The organism is Streptomyces sp. NRRL B-24484 (assembly GCF_000717715.1).
Taxonomy (GTDB): domain Bacteria; phylum Actinomycetota; class Actinomycetes; order Streptomycetales; family Streptomycetaceae; genus Kitasatospora.
On record NZ_JOAI01000023.1, the window covers coordinates 147520 to 164667 of the forward strand.

Annotated in this window: 13 protein-coding genes; 8 read left to right on the plus strand and 5 right to left on the minus strand. The window is 74.6% G+C overall.

The features are described from left to right. Positions 1-248: 248 nt before the first annotated feature. Positions 249-2804 carry an ATP-binding protein gene (locus IE98_RS42840; RefSeq protein ID WP_043174739.1) on the plus strand — a complete coding sequence of 852 codons (2556 nt, stop codon included), beginning with the start codon at positions 249-251 and terminating at the stop codon, positions 2802-2804. Positions 2805-2899: 95 nt separating this feature from the next. Here IE98_RS42840 and IE98_RS44885 read toward each other — a convergent pair whose 3' ends face one another. The 4 genes from IE98_RS44885 to IE98_RS0121790 all read right to left on the minus strand — a co-directional run bounded on the left by IE98_RS44885 (position 2900) and on the right by IE98_RS0121790 (position 5046). Continuing rightward, complete coding sequence (locus IE98_RS44885; protein WP_052390790.1) at positions 2900-3619, minus strand: VOC family protein; 720 nt, start codon at positions 3617-3619, stop codon at positions 2900-2902. Beyond that, positions 3553-4431, minus strand: coding sequence for a hypothetical protein (locus IE98_RS0121780; RefSeq protein WP_030271372.1), 879 nt, complete (start codon positions 4429-4431; stop codon positions 3553-3555). The genes IE98_RS44885 and IE98_RS0121780 overlap by 67 nt, the downstream gene beginning before the upstream one ends. Before the next feature lie 70 nt (positions 4432-4501). Beyond that, a complete protein-coding gene (locus tag IE98_RS0121785; RefSeq protein ID WP_030271374.1) occupies positions 4502-4765 on the minus strand; it encodes a hypothetical protein in 264 nt (87 codons plus the stop codon). Between the two features lie 38 nt (positions 4766-4803). Continuing rightward, complete coding sequence (locus tag IE98_RS0121790) at positions 4804-5046, minus strand: hypothetical protein (RefSeq protein WP_030271376.1); 243 nt, start codon at positions 5044-5046, stop codon at positions 4804-4806. Positions 5047-5401: 355 nt separating this feature from the next. Here IE98_RS0121790 and IE98_RS0121795 point away from each other — a divergent pair, with 355 nt between their 5' ends. From IE98_RS0121795 to IE98_RS0121820, 6 genes are all read left to right on the plus strand, one after another. Next, positions 5402-6388, plus strand: a complete 987-nt coding sequence (locus IE98_RS0121795; RefSeq protein WP_030271378.1) for a helix-turn-helix transcriptional regulator — start codon at positions 5402-5404, stop codon at positions 6386-6388. A 213-nt stretch (positions 6389-6601) separates the two neighbouring features. Continuing rightward, positions 6602-8608: a carbamoyltransferase C-terminal domain-containing protein gene (locus IE98_RS0121800; protein ID WP_052390791.1), complete on the plus strand. Its 2007-nt coding sequence runs from the start codon at positions 6602-6604 to the stop codon at positions 8606-8608. Positions 8609-8723: 115 nt separating this feature from the next. Beyond that, complete coding sequence (locus IE98_RS0121805) at positions 8724-9497, plus strand: VOC family protein (protein ID WP_030271382.1); 774 nt, start codon at positions 8724-8726, stop codon at positions 9495-9497. 91 nt (positions 9498-9588) lie between these two features. Further along, the gene (locus IE98_RS0121810; RefSeq protein WP_030271384.1) at positions 9589-10347 is read left to right on the plus strand and encodes an HAD family hydrolase; all 759 of its coding nucleotides are present in this window, start codon (positions 9589-9591) and stop codon (positions 10345-10347) included. After that, complete coding sequence (locus IE98_RS0121815; RefSeq protein WP_030271387.1) at positions 10344-12740, plus strand: glycoside hydrolase family 65 protein; 2397 nt, start codon at positions 10344-10346, stop codon at positions 12738-12740. The genes IE98_RS0121810 and IE98_RS0121815 overlap by 4 nt, the downstream gene beginning before the upstream one ends. 99 nt (positions 12741-12839) lie before the next feature. After that, entirely contained in the window at positions 12840-14573 is a 1734-nt protein-coding gene (locus IE98_RS0121820; protein WP_267882359.1) for a pyruvate dehydrogenase, read from the plus strand. A 3-nt stretch (positions 14574-14576) separates the two neighbouring features. Here IE98_RS0121820 and IE98_RS0121825 read toward each other — a convergent pair whose 3' ends face one another. Further along, positions 14577-15542, minus strand: coding sequence for a helix-turn-helix transcriptional regulator (locus tag IE98_RS0121825; protein WP_030271392.1), 966 nt, complete (start codon positions 15540-15542; stop codon positions 14577-14579). Between the two features lie 102 nt (positions 15543-15644). Between IE98_RS0121825 and IE98_RS0121830 the strand changes: the two genes are divergently transcribed. After that, positions 15645-17147, plus strand: a complete 1503-nt coding sequence (locus IE98_RS0121830) for an MFS transporter (RefSeq protein ID WP_030271393.1) — start codon at positions 15645-15647, stop codon at positions 17145-17147. Position 17148: the final 1 nt, after the last annotated feature.

Below are 17148 nucleotides of genomic sequence, written 5' to 3' on the forward strand. Positions count from 1 at the left end.
CGCCGCACATTGCCGGGGCGACCCTGCCGGTTCATTCGAACATGTCGTCAAAACGGCTGTACATACTGCAAATTCGTGTCCGGTACGGAATTACGCATCGCCGTCGATTGCGTATTGCTTTCCGGCAGTACGTAGCCGTGTACGTATGCCGCCGCCCGCGTTGACAGCCCCTCGGGCGCGGGGATACTGGTGTGCTTGCGGACCACCGGCCCGGCCCGGGCGGGGGGCCGCGGCGTACGGGGGGACGCATGTCGGCGGGGAGTCTGCTGCACCGGGAACGCGAACTGGCCGATCTGGCGCAGGCCGTGGCGCAGGCGGGGGCCGGCAGTCCGGCCGTGGTGCTGATCCGCGGCCCGCGCGGCATCGGCAAGACCGCGCTGCTGCGCGCGGCCCTCGCCCGGGTGCCCGGCGAGGCGGTCGTACTGCGGGCCCGCTGCCACGACAACGAGCGCGATTTCCCGTACGGCGTCGTCCGTCAGCTTTTTGACCCGTTCATGTCGGGATCGGGTGTCGTGCCGCAGCCGGAATTCGCCGCGGAATCCCCCGGCGGAATCCTCGCCGGAGCCCTTCCGGACACCGCGGACGCCGGTGCCGCCGACGGATCCGACGCATCCGGCGGCGGGGGGGCCGGAAACGGCCGGCGGCAGGTGCTCGACAGCCTTTTCCACGCCGCCAGGTCGCTCACCAGCCGCACCCCGGTCGTCATGGCCATCGACGACCTGCACCTCGCCGACGACGCCTCCCGGCAGTGGTTCTCCTACCTCGCCCGGCGCCTCGACGGCCTCCCCGTCGCCCTCCTCGCCACCACCGCCGACGAGGCGGCCGACCCGCTCACCGCCGAACTCGGCGTCCTCGGCCACGCCCGGACGGTCGCCCCCGGACCGCTCTGCGACAGCTGCACCGCCGAACGGCTCGCCGAGGAGTTCGCCGGCCCGGTCGACCCCGAGCTCGCCGCCGTCTGCCACGACCTGTCCCGCGGCAACCCGCTGGTGCTCGGCGAACTGACCGCCCGCCTGCTCGCCGACCGGACCTCCCCCGGCTCGCCCGACTTCGACGCCGTCCTGCGCACCGGCGCCGCCACCCTCGCCGACACCACCCTCAGCTGGCTTCGCGGCACCCACCCGCGGGCGATGGAACTGCTCACCGGCCTCGCCGTACTCGGCCCCGGCGCCGACCTGGCCACCGCCGCCCTGCTCATGGGCCAGGGCGACCTGCTCGCCGACGAGGCCCGCGAGGCCCTGCGCCGCACCGACCTGGTCGACCCGGGCCCGCCGGAGGGCTTCCGGCACGAGATCGTCCGCACCGCGGTGCTGGCCCGCACCGACCCGGTCGCCCTGGTCGCCCTCCACCAGCGGGCGGCCGCGCTGCTGGTACGGCTCGGTGCGCCCGCCGTCCGCACCGCCGAGCACCTGATGTCCTCCGGTGCCACCGGCCTGGACTGGGCGCTGCCGGTGCTCCGCACCGCCGCCCGGGAGGCCGCCGCGGCCGGCCACTGGGACGACGCCGCCCGCTACCTGCAGCGCGCCCTCGCCGAGGCCCGCGAGGAGGACCTCGTCCGCGCCCTCACCGGCCAGCTCGGCACCGTCGAACTCCACCGGGACGTCGCCGCCGGCGCCCGCTACGCAGCAGGCCTCGGCGCGGTCGCCCCGGCCGCCGAGCGCGCCGCCCTGCTCGCCCCCTTCGCCAACCCGCTGCTCGCCCTCGGACCGGCCGGCGCCGACATCCCGTTCGCGGAGACCGCGGCCGCCCTCGCCGCCACGGGCGAGCACGCACCCGAACTGCCCGTGCTCACCGCACAGGCCCTGCTCGCCGGCCGGCACGCCGCCCTGCGGCCCGCCGTCGAGGCCCTGCGCGCCGGCGGCAGCGAAGCGGACCGCACGGCACTCACTGCTGCACTGGCCGCGGCCACCGCCGCCGGCGGCCGCGCACCCCGGCGGGCCGTCCGGCTCGCCGCCCGCGCGGTGCGCGGCACCTCGCCCGCCGAGGCCGGGGTCGCCGTGCTCGGCGCCGCCATGGCCTTCGCCTGGAGCGGCCGCCTGGACGAGGCCGCCGCCTGGGCCGGCCGGGTGGTCCGCTCCGCCCAGCGCTGGAACCACCACGGCGAGGCCGCCCTCGCCCTGCTCGCCCGCTCCGACATCGCCCACCGGCAGGGCCACCTCGACGCGGCGCTCTCCGACGCCGAACGCGCCGAACAGCTCGCCGTCCGGGTCCGCGCCGACGAACTCGCCTGCGCCGCACGGGCCCTGAAGGTCCGCGCCCAACTGCGCCGGGGCGGCCGGGCCGACCCGGCCGCACTCACCGCGACCGCCCTGCCCGCCGACGCCCACCCGCTGGTCCGCGCCGTCGTGCTGGAGGCCCGCGGACTCGCCGCGGCCGCCCACGGCGACCACGCCGAGGCGCTGCGGCTCTTCCTCGAATGCGGACACCAGCTGGCCGCCCGCGGCATCGCCAACCCGGCCTGCGTGCCGTGGCGCAGCCACGCCGCCCAGGCCTACCAGGCGCTCGGCGAGCACGCCGCCGCCCGGACCATCGCCGCCGACCCGCTGCCTGGGGCGGACGCCCGGCCGCCGCGGCCCGCGGACGGCCGCGGCCCGGCCATCGGCACCCGCGACGCCGGACCGGTCCGGCTGACGCCGAGCGAGCGCCGGGTCACCGAGCTCGTCCTGCAGGGCCTCAGCAACCTGGAGGTCGCGGAGCGCCTCTGCCTCAGCAAGCGGACGGTCGACACCCACCTCGGCCGCATCTACCGCAAGCTCGCCATCAAGGGCCGCCCCGAACTCGCCGCCGCCGTCAAGGCCCTCTGACCCGGCCAGGCCAGGGGCTCGGGGACCTGCGCACTCACCGCCGTGGGCGGCCAAAGCCGGGGCGTGCCGCCCCTGGTGGTGCCGCCTGCCGTTCCCTATGCCTGGACCAGGCCGAACTCCGCGCCCCACGGGTCGCGGAGGAGCACCGCTTCGCCGGGCCGTCCGTCCGCCGGCCGCACGGGTTCGGCGCCGAGGCGTTCGGCCAGCCGGGCGGTGTCGGCGGGCTCGGCGGTGCCGAAGTGGGGCAGCCAGAGCGGGCGGCCGTGGTCGCCCTCGGTCAGCCGGGCGACCGGGGCGCCGTCGAGCTGCAGTTCCTCCTCGCCGGGTGTCGTCCGGTGGCCGAAGAGGTCGGCGTAGAAGGCGGCGGCCCGGGTGGCGTCCGGTACCCGCAGCTCGTGCCCGCACACGGCACCCGGCTCGTCCGCGATCACCACGCCCTCGGCCCGGTGGCCCTCCCAGAAGCCCACGGCGGCGCCGGTCGGGTCGACGGCGAGGAAGAGCCGGCCGTTGTCGCCGGCGGGCACGGGCGGCATGACGACCCGGCCGCCGGCCAGGCCGACCAGTGCGCAGGTGTGCTCGGCGTCCTTGGTGGCCAGGTAGGTGTTCCAGGCGGCGCGCGGCGGCATCCCGGCCGGTGCGGCGCCGAAGCCGCCGACGATCTCGCCGCGCAGTACGGCGAGCTGGTAGCCGGGGGTCTCGGGGACGTACTCCCAGCCGAAGAGCTCGGCGTAGAAGGACTGGCTCCCCGTCAGGTCCGGAGTGATGCAGTCAGTCCAGCACGGCGTGCCGGGGGAATAGCTGGTGCGTCGAGGCATGGTTCGTCCTTCTGGGTCAGTCCCTGATCGATCAGTCCGGCCGCCTCCTCGGCGCCGCTCACGCCCGGCAGTTCCAGGCGGTGGGCGGGCAGGTCGGCCGGGAGTCCGGCCGTTCCCGGGGGCCAGGCGGGTGCGGTGCCGCGCCACGGGGTCAGCCGGACCCCTTCGTCGGTGCCGCGGCAGAGCCGGACGAGGGTCGGCGGGGCGGGTCTGGCCCGCACCGGGACGACCGGTCCGAGGCATTCGGGCCGGACCAGCAGGATCTCGGCGCCGGTGGGCGAGGTGACGGTACGCCAGAGCCCGTCGGGCAGGCCGGCGCCGCGCAGCCAGCCGGCGGGTCTTCCGCGCACCTCCAGGGGTGTCAGGTAGGGCAGCACCTGGCCGGTGCGGCGGTCCACCACCAGCAGTCGGCCGGAGACGAACTCCCAGGAGCGGTGCGCGAGGGCGGCCGCCACGTTGGCCTGCTCGGCGTAGGGGCCGCCGAGCAGGGCGACGGTGGTGGCGCCCCGGGCGAGCACCACGGCCTGCACCAGGTGGAAGCGGTCCGCCAGCACCGCGAACGGCGGCAGCGGCGGCGGCACGTTGCCCCAGCCGCGGAAGGCCCGCCGGAGCAGGGGTGTGCCGTCGCCCCGCCGGACGAGGAATTCGCCGGTGCCGGCCGTACCGCCGAACTCGACCCGCAGGTGGTCGGGGGCGGGCGGCCGGCGGACGGTGTGCGGACCGAAGTGGAAGGCGACCGCGTCCCGGTCGGCGCCGTCGACGACGACGTCGATGCCGAAGAAATTCAGCACGATCGGCTCGATAACCGTCACAGCATCTCCTGGCGGATCGTTGCGCACACCGACGGTCGGCCGGTCGGCACAGCGGGGCGACGGGGTGGTCTCACCCGTCCTGGCAGAGATTCCAGCGGCCGAGTTCGGCCGCGGCGCGCAGTGCGCGCCGGCAGAGGTCGGTGCCGGCCGCGTCGGCGGCGCAGGGGCTGGTGCCCGTGTAGAAGAGCACCACGTCGGTCCGGCCCGGACGGGGGAGGACGGTCAGGTGCTCCAGACCGCTGTGCTCCTCGGCGGCGGCCCGGAGCAGTGCGGCGAGCAGGGCGGCGTCGAGGACGCCGCCGGAGGCCGGCCCGACCAGGGTGGCGGTGGCCATGTGCACGTTCGTTCGGCCTCCGGCCGGTTGACGGTGGATCAGTCCCAGCGGATGTCGTCGTTGAGGACGATCCTCGGCAGCCGGGAGCCGTGCTCGATCGCCGGCAGCACCGTGTCGAAAGCGGCGCCGATCTCGGTGGAGACGGTGGCGGTGACCGCGGCGGTGCCGGCGGTCGGCGACGGACGGTGACCCGGGGCGGCCTGGGCGGAGCCGGCCAGCACACCGGCGGAGACGGCCAGCGCGAGCAGGGCCGACCCGGCGAACCTGGTACAGGAAAGCATGATTCCCCCATGCGAATTGCTGCTTCGGAAGCGGGAACACGGCCATTCACCGATCACGCTCCGTCATCCAACCGTGATGACGTTCCGCGCTTTACGGCCGGTCCTGGCGGAGAGGCCCGGCGGCCTCCCGACAACAAGAAGTCTGCGGGAGCCCGGAAGGTATCGGAAGGTGTTCAGGACGGCATGAAGATCTGCCTGGCAGGTTGGTGCCACATGAATGTGCGAACCGATCACGGACGATTCGGGCGGCCCCGACCATTCGGTTGTCCGGACTGTCCCGGCCCTGGCATGATCGACCGGCATCATGCCCGGCCGAGTGCCGGGACGGGGACATGGCGGCAGGTGGGGTTCGACGATGCAGGAGATCGACAGCGCGGCGCAAGCGGTCTACAGGATCATGCTGACGGACCATCGGATCGGGATCGACGGGCTGATGCGCAAGCTCGGACTGACGGAGGGCCAGGTGCGCGCGGCGCTGGACCACCTGGCGGCGCTGAGACTGCTGAGACCCTCCGACGAGGTGCCCGGCGAGGATCCGGGCGGGCTGCGGCCGGTCGATCCGCGGGTGGGCCTGCCCGCCCTCCTCCAGTACAACGAGTCGCTCCAGCAGGAGAACCAGCTCCGTTTCGAGGAGGGCCAGGCCGCCATCACCGCGCTGCTCGCCGAGTACCGCGACGAGTCGGCGAGCGAGGAGGACAACCGGATCGAGCGGCTGATCGGGATGACCACCGTCCAGGCCCGCCTGGAGGAGCTGACCTCCTCGATCTCCGCCGAGTGCCTGTCGTTCAGCCCCGGCGGCACCCAGTCCGCGACGTCGCTCCAGGCCAGTCGCCCCCTGAACAGCCAGGCGCTGGGCCGGGGCGTGGTCATGCGCACCATCTACCTGGACAGCGTCCGCAAGGACCGGGCCACCACCCGGCACGCCGAGTGGCTCACCGAACTCGGCGGCCAGGTGCGGACGGTGCCCGCCCTGCCGCTGCGGATGATCATCTTCGACCGGTCGGTGGCCCTGGTGCCGATCGACCCGGCCAACACCCGCAAGGGAGCCGTGCAGATCAGCTCCACCGGGGTGATCACCGCCCTGGTGTCGCTCTTCGAGCAGGTGTGGGCCGACGCCGCGCCCTTCGGCGCCCCCCGCGAGCGCGACGAACAGGGCCTGACCAGGCAGGAGCAGGAACTGCTGCGGCTGCTCGGCCGCGGCTACACCGACGAGGCGGCCGGCAAGCACCTCGGCCTGTCGCTGCGCACCGTCCGCCGGATGATGGCGGACCTGATGGACCGGCTCGGCGCCCGCAGCCGGTTCGAGGCCGGGCTCTACGCCGGCCGCCGCGGCTGGCTCTGACCCCCGCGCACAAATCCGCGGCAAAGGCGACCGGAACGGTCGTTGAAATCGCTCTCCCCCACCGGATACGCACATGCGTACAGGCATCGGTGCCGGTACGTAATACGGCAATTCAGCATGGACCGGCCACTCGGCCCGGTGTTCCAATGGCCGGGTCGTTCGCAGGCACCGGGGGAATCGCCTCGTCCTGGCAGCCAGAGGAAAGAGGGAACCGTGGCCGAGCATTTCCTGTCCGCCTATCTCACCCCGCCCGGCCCGGGCGCGGTCTTCTCGGTGCGCCACGACCAGAACGTCGCCCTCTGGCGCCGCGACGGCGACCGGGTCGACCTGGTCAGGGTGTGGGAGCTGGAGCGCGTGAGCGGCCAGAAGCACCACTTCTGGCCGCTGTACACCGAGGGCCGGGCCACCGCCTTCCTGGCCGCCCTGCTCGCCGAGGAGGGGCTCGTCCCGGCCGACGTCACCGCCTGCTGGGGCACCCCCGGCCTGCCCGGCGACCGCCCGGTGCCCAAGCCGGCCGGCGCCGAGGACTTCCCGGTGCACAGCCTCGCCCACCTGTTCAGCGGCATCCTGCGCGACACCCGGCTGTTCCGCGAGGAGCAGATCGTCGGCCTCGCCATCGACGCCCTGCCGGACTACGCGCAGGAGAACCGGCCCAACCGCTACTGGTACGCCGGTTGCGTGGTGAAGGCCGGCGCGATCACCTTCCTGCCGGTGGAGTCCCCCGGCCCGCTGTACACCGCCGCCGAGACGGTCTTCGGCCTGGAGCCGGGCTCGCTGATGGCGCTGGCCTCCGCCTCCGAGACCTCGATCGCCTTCGACGCGGAGGCCGGCGTCCGGGACGTCACGTTCTTCGGCGGCTCCGCCACCCAGCCGTGGAAGGCCGCGCACGACCTCGTCCGCGAGATCGTCGCCGAGGCCGAGCGGCAGCTCGGCGGGGCCGCGCCCGACCCCGCGCTGAGCGCCGAGGACAACCTGCGCAGCGCGGTGATGAAGGTCGTCCAGCGCTGCTGCGAGGCGGTCGCCATCCGCAACGTCGAGCGTCTGCTGGAGGCCGGCGGGATCCGGGCCGAGGACACCCACCTCGCCACCACCGGCGGCTACGCGCTCAACTGCCCGACCAACACCCTGCTGATGGACCGCTTCGGCTTCCGCAGCCTGATCACCCCGCCGTGCGCCAACGACTCCGGCCAGGGCATCGGCCTCGGCCTGCTCGGCCTGTACGGCGCCGGTCTGCTGGAGACCGCCGACCTCCGGATCGACACGGCCTACTTCGGCCGCGAGGTGCTCGACACCGAGGAGGCGCTCGCCGAGTTCGCCCCCTGGATCGACTCGGTCACCGACTTCGACCCCGAGCAGTTCGTCGCCGACGTCTCCGACGGCGTCGTCGCCTGGGTCGACGGCCGGGCCGAGCTCGGCCCGCGTGCGCTCGGCCACCGCAGCCTGCTCGGCGACCCGCGCTCCACCAAGGTCAAGGACCTCCTCAACGAGTACAAGCGCCGCCAGTGGTGGCGCCCGGTCGCCCCGATGGTGATGGCCGAGCACGCCGCCGACTGGTTCGCCTGCGACCGCGAGTCGCCGTACATGCTGGAGGCGGTGCAGGTCCGGCCCGAGGTCCGCCCGCTCGTCCCCGCGGTGGTGCACCTGGACGGCTCCGCCCGGCACCAGACCGTCACCGCCGCGTCCAACCCGCTGCTGCACCGCGCCCTGGACGCCTTCCGGGCCGCCACCGGCGTGCCGGTGCTCTGCAACACCTCGCTCAACGACAAGGGCGAGGCCGTCGTCGACCAGGCCGCCGAGGCACTCAACCTCTGCGTCCGCAAGGGCATCGCGGTGCTCTACCTGTGCGGCCGCCGGGTCGCCCTGCGCAGCGGGCCGGTGCCCGCCGCCGAGGCCCCGACGGAGCCCCGGCCGCGCGCCCTGCACCACTTCGCCGGCCAGGAGGACGACCGGGACGCGCTCTGGCAGGGCTGGCTGGACGCCGGCTACACCGTGGAGGGCATGTACCACCTGTCCCGCAGCCACGAGCTGCGCGCCGAGCGGGAGCTCTCCACCCCGGACCGGGTCAACATGCTCGCCGCGTACCGGGCCGCCGTCGACCCGTCCTTCTCCGGCCTCGCCGAGAACTTCCGGCGCACCCACGGCCCAGGCGGCTCCTTCGTCGACCCGTCCACGCTGACCGGCGCGTTCGGGGTGATCAACCCGCTGCGCCGCGGCCGCTGACCGGAGCTTCGACGCCGCGGCCCGCTCCGGTGGCGGGCCGCGGCGGCACCGGGAAGGGTGGTCCGGGGGAGTGCCCCGTGCGGCACGGGGCGAGCCCTTCCCCCAGGGAGGCACGATGCCCGAGGTCACCGCCCGCTACCGGCCCGGAACCCCCTGCTGGGTCGACCTGATGGCCGGCGACCAGCAGGCCGCCCTCGACTTCTACCGCGACCTGTTCGGCTGGCAGGGCGAGGTCGGCCCGGCCGAGTTCGGCGGCTACGCGATCTGTTCGCTGAACGGCCGTCCGGTGGCCGGCATCGCCCCGCAGACGGCCCCCGAGGGCGAGCCGCGGCCACCGGTCGTCTGGACGACCTACCTGGCCACCGACGACGCCGACGCCACCCGCGCCGCGGTCGACGCCGCCGGCGGCACCACGCTGATGCCGGCCGTGGACGTCGGTACCGTCGGCCGGATGCTCGTCGCCAGCGACCCGACCGGCGCCGTCTTCGGCGTCTGGCAGCCGCTGGACTTCATCGGCGCCGGGGTCGTCGACGAGCCCGGCGCGCTCACCTGGAACGACCTGCACACCAGTGACGCCGACGCCGCCTCCGCGTTCCTCGGCTCCGTCTTCGGGGCGGAGACCGCCGAGATGCCGGGCATGCCCGGCCACCGCGGCATCCGGATCGACGGCCGCACGGTCGGCGGGGTCACCGGCCTGCAGACCGACCCGCCCGGCACGCCCTCCCACTGGCGGGTCTGGTTCGCCGCCGACGACACCGACAGCTCGGTCGACGCCCTGGTCAAGGCCGGCGGCACCGTCCTCGCCCCGCCCGCCGACGGCCCGGCCGGCCGCTCCGCCCTGGTCGCCGACCCGCAGGGCGCCGCCTTCGCCGTCATCACGCCGGCCTGACCCGCCGCGGCCGCGACGGCCGCCCCCGGTCCAACACGCCGGACCGCGAATGGGCGGCATATCGGCGGCGGTAGCGGCAAGACTTGCAGCCATGCTGGGGCTTCCGGACGACATCCACGCCTTCCTCTTCGACCTGGACGGCGTGCTCACGCAGACCGCGACCGTGCACGCCGCCGCCTGGAAGGACATGTTCGACACCTTCCTGCGCGCCGAGGCGGACCGCACCGGCGCACCCTTCGTACCCTTCGACCCGGTCGCCGACTACGACGAGTACGTCGACGGCCGGCCGCGCCTCGACGGCACCCGGGGCTTCCTGGAGTCGCGCGGCATCCACCTGCCCGAGGGCGACGAACAGGACGCCCCCGGTACCCGCACCGTGCAGGGGCTCAGCCGGGCCAAGAACGACACCGTGCTGCGGATGATCCGCGAGCAGGGCGTCGAGCCCTACCCCGGCTCCGTCGCCTACCTGCGCCGGCTGCGCGACCTCGGCCTGCCGCGGGCCGTGGTCTCCTCCAGCGCCAACTGCCGGGACGTGCTGCGGGCCGCCCGCATCGACGACCTGGTCGACGTGGTGGTGGACGGCATCACCGCCCGCCGCGACCACCTCGCCGGCAAGCCCGCACCCGACACCTACCTGGCCGCCGCCCGGCAGCTCGGCACCTCGCCCGAGCACGCCGCCGTCTTCGAGGACGCGCTGGCCGGCGTCGCCTCCGGCCGCGCCGGCGGCTTCGGCACGGTGGTCGGCATCGACCGGGTCGGCCAGGCCGAGGAGCTCCGGGCGCACGGCGCCGACCTCGTCGTCCAGGACCTCGCCGAGCTCCTCCCGGACGCGCCCGGGGATGCGCGGTGAACGGCCAGGACACCTTCGCCATCGACCCCTGGGGCGTCGTCGAGCACGGACTCGACCTGGAGGGCCTGGCCCGCGCCGAGTCGGTCTTCGCGCTCTCCAACGGCCACATCGGGCTGCGCGCCAACCTCGACGAGGGCGAGCCGCACGGCCTGCCCGGCACCTACCTCAACGGTGTCTTCGAGCTGCGCCCGCTGCCCTACGCGGAGAGCGGCTACGGCTACCCCGAGTCCGGCCAGAGCGTCATCAACGTCACCAACGGCAAGATCATCCGGCTGCTGGTCGACGACGAGCCCTTCGACCTGCGCTACGGCGACCTGCACCAGCACCAGCGCAGCCTGGACTTCCGGGACGGCGTGCTGCGGCGCACCGCCGAGTGGACCTCGCCCGCCGGACGGACCGTCAAGGTCTCCTCCGCCCGGCTGGTCTCGCTCACCCAGCGCGCGGTCGCCGCCTTCGACTACACCGTCGAGGCGGTCGACGGACCCGTCCGGATCGTGCTGCAGTCCGAACTGGTCGCCAACGAGCAGCTCCCGGACGGCGAACGCGACCCGCGCGCCGCCGCCGTGCTGGAGGCGCCGCTCGTCGCCGAGGCGCACGAGGCGGTCGGGACCAAGGCCGTGCTGGTGCACCGCACCCGCTACAGCGGCCTGCGGGTCGCCGCCGGCATGGACCACCTGATCGAGGGCCCGGACCGCTTCGAGGCCACCGCCGAGGCGACCGAGCAGCAGGGCCGGATCAGCGTCACCACCGTGCTGCAGGCCGGCGAGCGGCTGCGGCTGGTCAAGTTCATCGCCTACGGCTGGTCGGCGACCCGCTCGCTGCCCGCCGTGCGCGACCAGGTGGAGGCCGCGCTGACGGCCGCCCGCTACACCGGGTGGGACGGCCTGGTCGCCGAGCAGAAGGGCTTCCTCGGGGACTTCTGGGGCGGCAGCGACATCGAGGTCGAGGGCGACGTCGAGCTCCAGCAGGCCGTCCGCTTCGCGCTGTTCCACGTGCTGCAGGCCGGTGCCCGCAGCGAGGAGCGGGCGATCCCCGCCAAGGGCCTCACCGGCCCCGGCTACGACGGCCACAGCTTCTGGGACACCGAGACCTTCGTCCTGCCGGTGCTCACCTACTGCCTGCCCGCCGCCGTCGACCAGGCGCTGCGCTGGCGGCACACCACGCTGCCGATGGCCCGCGAGCGGGCCGCCCAGCTCGGTCTGGCCGGGGCGGTCTTCCCGTGGCGGACGATCCGCGGCGAGGAGTGCTCCGGCTACTGGCCCGCCGGCACCGCGGCCTTCCACATCGGCGCGGACATCGCCGCGGCCGTCGTCCGCTACGTGCACGCCACCGGCGACACCGAGTTCGAGCGCACCTGGGGCCTGGAACTCCTGGTCGAGACCGCCCGGATGTGGCGTTCGCTCGGCCACCACGACCCGGCCGGCCGGTTCCGCATCGAGGGCGTCACCGGCCCCGACGAGTACAGCGCCGTCGCCGACAACAACGTCTTCACCAACCTGATGGCGCAGACCAACCTGCGCGCCGCCGCCGAGGCCGCCACCCGGCACCCGCTGGAGGCCGGCACCCTGGGCGTCGACACCGAGGAGGCCGCCGCCTGGCGGGACGCCGCCGCGGCGATGTTCATCCCCTACGACGAGAACCTCGGCGTGCACCCGCAGGCCGACGGCTTCACCGACCACCAGCTGTGGGACTTCGAGAACACCCCGGCCGAGAACTACCCGCTGCTGCTGCACTACCCGTACTTCGACCTCTACCGGAAGCAGGTCGTCAAGCAGGCCGACCTGGTGCTCGCCATGCAGGTCCGCGGCGACGCCTTCACCGACGAGCAGAAGGCCCGCAACTTCGCGTACTACGAGCGCCTCACCGTCCGGGACTCCTCGCTCTCCGCCTGCACCCAGGCGGTCATCGCGGCCGAGGTCGGCCAGCTCGACCTCGCGTACGACTACACCGCCGAGGCCGCCCTGATGGACCTGCACGACCTCGGCGGCAACACCCGCGACGGCCTGCACATGGCCTCCCTCGCCGGCGCCTGCATCGCTCTGGTGGCGGGCTTCGGCGGGCTGCGCGACCGCGGCGGCCGGCTCTCCTTCCGGCCCCGGCTGCCCTCCGGGCTGCGCAGGCTCTCGTTCGCGCTGCGGGTGCGGGACAACCTGCTGCGGGTCGAGATCACCCACGCCGCCACCACCTACACGCTCAAGCACGGCGAGAGCATCCAGGTGCAGCACGACGGCGAGGTGCTGGAGGTGAAGGCCGGTTCGCCGCTGCACCGGCCGACCACGGTCGCCGAGGTGCCGCCCGAGCGGTGCACCCAGCCGCCCGGCCGCGAGCCGGCCCGGCGGCACCCGCAGGCCGGTGTGCACACCCAGCCGATCGAGCACCTGCCCGCCGAGTGACGCCGGGCGGTCACCCGTTCGCCGTCGACCGGGTGCCCGCCGCGGGCCGCCGTCGCAGGGTGGTGGCGACCTGTGACCGGCGACCGAAGGACGGACCCCGTGGGCAGTGTGGCCGAACAGATGGTCGAGGTGCTCCGGCAGGCCGGGGTCGAGCGGGTCTACGGGGTCGTCGGCGACAGCCTGAACCCGGTGGTCGACGCCATCCGCCGCGCCGAGGGGATCTCCTGGGTGCACGTCCGCAACGAGGAGGCCGGCGCCTTCGCGGCCGCCGCCGAGGCCGAGCTCACCGGACGCCTCGCGGTCTGCGCCGGCTCCTGCGGCCCCGGCAACACCCACCTCGTCCAGGGCCTCTACGACGCCCAGCGCAGCGGTGTCCCCGTGCTCGCGCTGGCCTCGCACATCCCGTCCGGGCAGATCGGCACCGGCTTCTTCCAGGAGACCCACCCCGAGCGGGTGTTCACCGACTGCAGCGGCTTCTGCGAGACGGCGTCCACCCCCGCGCAGCTGCCGCGGCTGATGCGGGTGGCCGTGCAGCACGCCCTGGGGGCGCGCGGCGTCGCGGTGCTGGCCTTCCCCGGGGACGTCGCCGCGCTGCCCGCGGCCGGCCCCACCGGCAGCTCGTCCTTCCTGACCGAGCAGGCCGTCGCCGCACCGCCCTGGGGCCAGGTCCGGCGGCTCGCCGAGGCGCTGGAGTCCGCCGCCACCGTCACGCTCTTCTGCGGCGCCGGCTGCCGGGACGCCCACGAGGAGGTGATGAAGCTCGCCGCCACCCTGCTGGCACCGGTCGGGCACTCGCTGCGGGGCAAGGAGTTCATCCAGTTCGACAACCCCTACGACGTCGGCATGAGCGGCCTGCTCGGCTACGGCGCCTGCCACGAGGCGCTGCACGAGGCCGAGTTGGTGCTGATGCTGGGCACCGACTTCCCGTACGACTCCTTCCTGCCGACCCGGCGGGTGATCCAGGTCGACCACGACGCCACCCGGCTCGGCCGCCGCGCCCCGCTCGAACTCGCCGTGCACGGCGACGTGTCCGCGACCCTGCGGGCCGTCCTCCCGCTGCTCGCGCAGCGCTCCGACCGCCGCTTCCTCGACTCCGCGCTGGCCCGGCACGCCAAGGCCCTGGAGACCGTCGTCGGCGCCTACACCCGGGACATCGAGAAGCACACCCCGATCCACCCCGAGTACGTCGCCTCGGTGCTCGACGACGTCGCCGCCGACGACGCCGTCTTCACCGTCGACACCGGGATGTGCAACGTCTGGGCGGCCCGCTACCTCACCCCCAACGGCCGCCGCCGGGTGATCGGCTCCTTCCTGCACGGCTCCATGGCGAACGCCCTGCCGCACGCCATCGGCGCCCAACTGGCCTTCCCCGGGCGGCAGGTGATCTCGATGTCCGGCGACGGCGGGCTCGGCATGCTGCTCGGCGAACTGCTCACCGTCGTCAAGCACCGGCTGCCGGTCAAGACCGTCGTCTTCAACAACGGCGCACTCGGCATGATCAAGCTGGAGATGCTGGTCAGCGGCTACCCCGAGTGGGAGATCGACAACGGCGACGTCGACTACGCCGCCATCGCCCGCGCCGCCGGCATCCCCGCCAAGCGGGTCACCGATCCGGCCAGGGTCCGCGAGGTGCTCGCCGAGGCCCTCGAACGCCCCGGCCCGGCCCTGGTGGACGTGGTCACCGACCCCAACGCCCTCGCCGTCCCGCCGAAGATCACCGCCGCGCAGCTCCGCGGCTTCGCCCTGGCCGCCGGCCGCACCGTCCTGTCCGGCGGCGTCGGCCGGATGGTCGAGCTGGCCCGCAGCAACCTGCGGAACGTCCCCCGGCCCTGACGCTCAGTCCGCGGCCCCCGCCGCACGGGCGGCGCGGCCGGACAGCTCGCGCAGGTGCCCGAGGAGCTCCGGCGGTTCGTGGACCTCGAACTCGCAGCCCAGGGTGATCAGCCGGACGGCCAGCCACTCCAGCGGGTCGGCCCGGCTGTGCAGGCGGCAGCGCCCGTCGTCCAGCGGCTCCAGGTCCCCGGCGCCCGGGCCGAGGCGGCGGGCGGCCTCGGCGTGGGGCAGGTGCAGGGTGGCGACCGCGCGGTAGGCCCGCGCCGGGCCGGCCAGCCGGGCCGCGACGAAGGCCGCGGCGTCCCCGCCTGGGAGTTCGCGCGGGGTGCAGCGCAGTCCCGTCCGCTGCGGGGCGGCGATCCGGTCGACGCGGAAGAGCCGCCAGTCGTCCCGGTCGGTGTCGTGGGCGACGAGGTACCAGCGGCGGCCGGCCGAGACCAGCCGGTGCGGCTCGACGAGGCGGCGGGTCTCGGCGTCGTCCCGGGCCCGGTAGCCGAAGCGGACCTTCTCGCGGCCGGCGATCGCGGAGGCGAGGACGGCCAGGTCCTCGGGGTCGATCCGGGGACCGTCGCCGGGCAGCACGGGGACGGTCGCGGTGTCGAGCGCGGAGACCCGGTGCCGCAGCCGGGACGGCAGCACCTGGACGAGCTTGGCCAGGGCCCGGACGGACGCCTCCTCGATGCCGTCCACGGCGTGCCCGGCGGCCGTCCGCAGGCCGACCGCGATGGCCACCGCCTCCTCGTCGTCGAGCAGCAGCGGTGGCATCGCGGTGCCCGCGACCAGCCGGTAGCCGCCGTCCGGGCCGCGGGTGGCCTCGACCGGGTAGCCGAGGTCGCGCAGCCGCTCGATGTCGCGCCGGACGGTGCGCGGGCTGACGCCCAGCCGGTCGGCGAGCTCGCCGCCGGGCCATTCGCGCGGGGTCTGCAGCAGCGACAGCAGGGACAGCAGCCGGGCGGGTGTGTCGGTCATGGTCCCGAGTCTCGCGCACATTGCGGTCAGGATCCGGCCTAATCGCGGCCTAGCGTCGGAGGTGTTCCCCCAGAGACCTCCCACACGCTTCCGAGGAGCACCATGACCCCCGAACATCCCGACCGCAGGCGCTGGTTCGCGCTCGCCGTGGTGATGACGGCCAGCCTGATGGACCTGGTCGACGTCACCATCGTCAACATCGCGATGCCGAGTATCCGGGAGGAGACCGGCGCCTCGTTCAGCGCCCTGCAGTGGATCAGCGCGGGCTACGCGCTGGCCTTCGCGGTCGGCCTGATCACCGGCGGCCGGCTCGGCGACATCTACGGCCGCAAGCGGCTCTTCCTGCTGGGCATCGCCGGATTCACCGCCGCCTCCGCGCTCTGCGGTTTCGCGACCGGCCCGGACATGCTGGTCGCCGCGCGGGTGCTGCAGGGTGCGGCGGGCGCGCTGATGGTGCCCCAGGTGCTGGCGATCGTCCACGCCGGCTTCCCGGCGGAGGAGCGCGGCAAGGTGTTCGGACTGTTCGGGGCGATGGTCGGCCTGGGCGCGGTGACCGGTCCGCTGCTGGGCGCGCTGCTCACCGAATGGGACGTGGCCGGCCTCGGCTGGCGGCCGATCTTCCTGGTCAACCTGCCCGTCGGAGTGGCCGGCCTGCTGCTCGGCCGGGTCTTCATCGACGAGTCGAAGGCGCCGCAGGCGCTCCGGCTGGACCTCGTCGGCATGGCGCTGGCCAGCGCCGGCCTGCTGATGGTGCTCTACCCGCTGACCCAGGGCCGCGAGCTCGGCTGGCCGCTGTGGGGCTACGCGGTGATGGCCGGCGGCCTCGCCGTACTGGCGCTGTTCGTCCGGTACGAGCGGGCCAAGTCCCGCCGGGACGGCTCCCCGCTGGTGGAGCTCTCGCTGTTCCGGGTGCGCAGCTTCTCCGCCGGCATCGGCGTGCAGCTCGGCCACGGCACCGCCTGCGGCGTGTTCTTCCTGGTCTGGACGCTCTACATGCAGCTCGGCCTCGGCTGGAGCCCGATGCGGGCCGGACTGACCGGCCTGCCGTTCTCGCTCGCGGTCTCCACCGCCGCCGGACTCTCGGTGCAGAAGCTGGTGCCGCGGTTCGGCCGCGGGGTGCTGCGGGCGGGCGCGCTGGTGATGGCGGCGGGCACCCTCCTGTACCTCGCCCTCGCCGAGTGGCTGGGCACCGGCATCACGCCCTGGCAGATGGCGGGGCCGCTCGTGGTGATGGGCGCCGGCATGGGCCTGATCGTCGCGCCGCTGACGGACGCGGTGCTCTCCGAGGTGCCGCGGGAGCACGCCGGCTCCGCCTCCGGCCTGGTCAACACGGTCAACCAGCTGGGCGTGGCGCTCGGCCTCGGCCTGACCTCGGTGGCGTTCTTCGGCGTGGTCGACGGCGCGGCGCCGGCCGAACTCGCCGACGGGCGCGCGTTCACGGCCGCGTTCACCGCCTCGCTGTGGTGGGTCGCCGGCGGCCTGCTGCTGGTGTTCCTGCTGATGGGGGCGCTGCCGAAGCGCCGCCCGCAGACCGCCGGGCACGACACCGGCGCGGCGCAGGACGGGGCCGTCCACCCGGAGGGGGAGCCGGCGCTGATCGGCTGAG

Bases quoted from the DNA above. Each gene is read 5' to 3' on its own strand.
- IE98_RS0121805 (WP_030271382.1), top strand. From the start codon at position 8,724: ATGCCCGAGGTCACCGCCCGCTACCGGCCCGGAACCCCCTGCTGGGTC.
- IE98_RS0121795 (WP_030271378.1), top strand. From the start codon at position 5,402: ATGCAGGAGATCGACAGCGCGGCGCAAGCGGTCTACAGGATCATGCTG.
- IE98_RS0121830 (WP_030271393.1), top strand. From the start codon at position 15,645: ATGACCCCCGAACATCCCGACCGCAGGCGCTGGTTCGCGCTCGCCGTG.
- IE98_RS0121825 (WP_030271392.1), bottom strand. From the start codon at position 15,542: ATGACCGACACACCCGCCCGGCTGCTGTCCCTGCTGTCGCTGCTGCAG.
- IE98_RS0121785 (WP_030271374.1), bottom strand. From the start codon at position 4,765: ATGGCCACCGCCACCCTGGTCGGGCCGGCCTCCGGCGGCGTCCTCGAC.
- IE98_RS0121790 (WP_030271376.1), bottom strand. From the start codon at position 5,046: ATGCTTTCCTGTACCAGGTTCGCCGGGTCGGCCCTGCTCGCGCTGGCC.
- IE98_RS44885 (WP_052390790.1), bottom strand. From the start codon at position 3,619: ATGCCTCGACGCACCAGCTATTCCCCCGGCACGCCGTGCTGGACTGAC.
- IE98_RS42840 (WP_043174739.1), top strand. From the start codon at position 249: ATGTCGGCGGGGAGTCTGCTGCACCGGGAACGCGAACTGGCCGATCTG.
- IE98_RS0121810 (WP_030271384.1), top strand. From the start codon at position 9,589: ATGCTGGGGCTTCCGGACGACATCCACGCCTTCCTCTTCGACCTGGAC.